Source organism: Shewanella sp. (assembly GCF_051658185.1).
Lineage (GTDB): Bacteria > Pseudomonadota > Gammaproteobacteria > Enterobacterales > Shewanellaceae > Shewanella.
Map to the genome: position 1 here is coordinate 1 of NZ_JBOFMC010000224.1, position 2,713 is coordinate 2,713.

Genomic DNA, 2,713 nt, shown 5'->3' on the forward strand with positions numbered 1-2,713 from the left:
ATTCGATCCGTTAAATCTTAATGCGCACCTTAAATTAACCATTAACTTTATTTAGTATTTTCTAAGAAACCCTTAGACGCTTTTTTAGCGTGCTTGGCTGCTCTTTTTTCTTTGGCAGACATTAACGGTTTTTTCTTGGTTTCTTTGCGATTTTTTTGCTCTTTACTCATAGCTAACTCCATGTACCTTGTGGTCGTTCATCAGGTTAATCATGTAAACCTTAGGGGTAAAACCAGTAGCATGATGTTCTGATTGAAGCGAAATGTGCCATTTTAAATTACAACATTTTTAAATCACAACTATCTAAAATCATTGGTAATTTACTTGAATTTGCTTACCTCTCTAAGCGTTGCTGTCGGAATAATCTTATCACTGAAGTTCGCATTAGGATCTACCCGTACCTTAGAATAATTCATACTAATGCTAGTATTAAGTAATCTATAAAACATGCGATAACGGCCACGGTTTTTGCTATGACAGTCAAACGGCAATATCGCATCATCTCTCCTGCCGTTATTGAGTTTTCGTGAGCAAATGGGCAACGCGCTAACCATTAACGCATTAACGTACTAACGCACTAATGCACTAACGTATAAGCGCACTAACGCATAAGCTCACAGGCGCATAACCGCGCAGTAGTTCGCCATGGTGGATAGTGATTATCTGCGCGATGACTTGCCTAATATTCCACCTAAGATGCCCCGAATAATTTGTTTTCCTAATTGGCTCCCTACAGTGCGAGCGGCCTGCTTGGATAACGTTTCAGCTAAACCTTGGCGGCGTTTATTACCAAAAATAAGTTCGCTAAACCAACCTTGTGCCTCATCTTTGGCACTGGCGCCGGAAGTTTGGGCTGAGGTGGGGAGTGCTGTTTCGTCCTTGGAATGTCTTTTATGAAGCAATTCATGGGCGGATTCGCGGTTGATGGTGTTGTCATATTGCGTGCCAATGGGACTTTGGGCGCGAATTTGTTGTAATTCGTTAGGCAACGCTGGCCCCATACGACACCGCGGCGGTGCAATGAGGGCGCGTTCTACCATAGTTGGCACCCCCTTATCGGCAAGCATCGAGACTAAGGCTTCACCGACGGCCAGTTGGGAGATCACCTCAGTGACGTTGAGCTTGGGGTTGGTCACAAAGGTTTCTGCCGCGGTTTTGACCGCCTTTTGATCCCTTGGGGTATAGGCTCGGAGCGCGTGTTGAATACGATTGCCAAGCTGCCCTAGGATTTCATTAGGGATATCATCAGGGAATTGCGAGCAAAAATAGACGCCGACGCCCTTGGAGCGGATAAGCCGAATAATTTGTTCAATCCGCTTTAATAAACTCGGTGGGCACCCCTCAAAGAGCAGATGGGCTTCATCGATAAAAAACACCAGTTTAGGTTTATCCAGATCGCCCACTTCGGGCAGATTTTCAAATAACTCCGAAAGCAGCCACAGTAAAAAACTAGAATATAGTTTTGGGGTTAAAATCAGTTTGTTGGCGGCGAGTAAGCTAATGACTCCGCGCCCTTGTTGGCTGCGCATGAGATCATCGAGGGCGAGGGCCGGTTCACCGAAAAAGTCTTGGCCACCGTCGCGTGTTAATCCTAATAGCGCCCGCTGAATGGCCGCGAGGGATTGGGCGCTGATCAACCCATATTTGGCCGACACTTCTTGGCGCTGTTCGGCGACAAAGGTCAGCATGGCGCGCAGGTCATCGATATCAAGCAGTAATAATCCTTGGTCATCGGCCAGCTGAAAGACAATATCTAAAATGCCGCTTTGTGTGTCATTGAGCTCGAGAATTCTGCCTAGGAGGGTTGGCCCCATTTCACTGATGGTGGTTCGCAGTGGATGACCTTGTTCGCCGGCGAGATCCCAAATCACCACTGGATTGGCTTCGTTTTGATAATCTTCAATGCCGATATCTTTTGCTCTTTGTAGCAGCTTGTCGTTGGGGGTGCCCGCCAGCGCGAGGCCAGAAATATCGCCTTTGACATCGGTGATAAAAACCGGCACGCCTTGGCGTGAAAAGCCTTCGGCAATGCTCATGAGAGAGACTGTTTTTCCTGTGCCCGTGGCGCCAGCGATAAGTCCATGGCGGTTGGCATATTTAAGATTGAGGTGAACCTGCTGCTCACCTTTACCGACAAGTAGAGTATTCACACGCAGTCCTTATTTTTGGGGAATGGCTATTAGCTAGCGCAACGGTCTTTGGATCATGGTGTGGGTATCAAAATCCCTCATAGATTGTTGGTCTTAGTGGCAGATCTGTCAACAACGTGATGACATTTGTTTGCTGGGCGGCTTAGGACCCAATTTATGTTTGGTAACAAGTTGTTATCTTGTGATTATCGCTTGCTGACGTTTAACCCGGATCGCGTCTACACTGTATGCTAAGTGAGCCGCCCTTCGGTGAGAGGTGAAATGATGCGTTGGCGTGATAGCAATAAAAGTTCCAATATTGAGGATCGGCGTGGCCAGCCAATGGCGGCATCTGCGGGGGTTCCTAGCGCCTTGCTGCTGCGGTTATTGCCATGGTTATTAAAAACCAAGTTGGGCCGAGTGATATTGTTACTGGGCGGATTGTATTTTGCGTTTCAATACTTTACCGGCGGATTATCCCTAGAGCCGAGTAATCAAGCGGGGTTTAGTCAGTCACCGTCGGCGAGTAATACCGCCGCGCAAGATGAAAATGCCCAGTTTGTTGCGGCAATACTCGGCACGAC

At 47.3% G+C, this 2,713-nt stretch carries 3 protein-coding genes; 1 reads left to right on the plus strand and 2 read right to left on the minus strand.

Features of this window, described 5'->3' with window-relative positions:
- Positions 1 to 47: 47 nt before the first annotated feature.
- Together ACRCZA_RS08920 and ACRCZA_RS08925 are read right to left on the minus strand one after the other, a co-directional pair.
- On the minus strand, positions 48 to 170 hold the full coding sequence (locus ACRCZA_RS08920) for a hypothetical protein (protein WP_438674098.1): 123 nt from the start codon (positions 168 to 170) through the stop codon (positions 48 to 50).
- A 489-nt stretch (positions 171 to 659) separates the two neighbouring features.
- Positions 660 to 2,150, minus strand: a complete 1,491-nt coding sequence (locus tag ACRCZA_RS08925; RefSeq protein ID WP_438674099.1) for a helicase HerA-like domain-containing protein — start codon at positions 2,148 to 2,150, stop codon at positions 660 to 662.
- A 264-nt stretch (positions 2,151 to 2,414) separates the two neighbouring features.
- Here ACRCZA_RS08925 and ACRCZA_RS08930 point away from each other — a divergent pair.
- Positions 2,415 to 2,713, plus strand: a 299-nt coding sequence (locus ACRCZA_RS08930; RefSeq protein ID WP_438674100.1) for a neutral zinc metallopeptidase, incomplete at its 3' end; no start/stop codon positions are given.

Bases quoted from the DNA above. Each gene is read 5' to 3' on its own strand.
- ACRCZA_RS08920 (WP_438674098.1), bottom strand. From the start codon at position 170: ATGAGTAAAGAGCAAAAAAATCGCAAAGAAACCAAGAAAAAACCGTTA.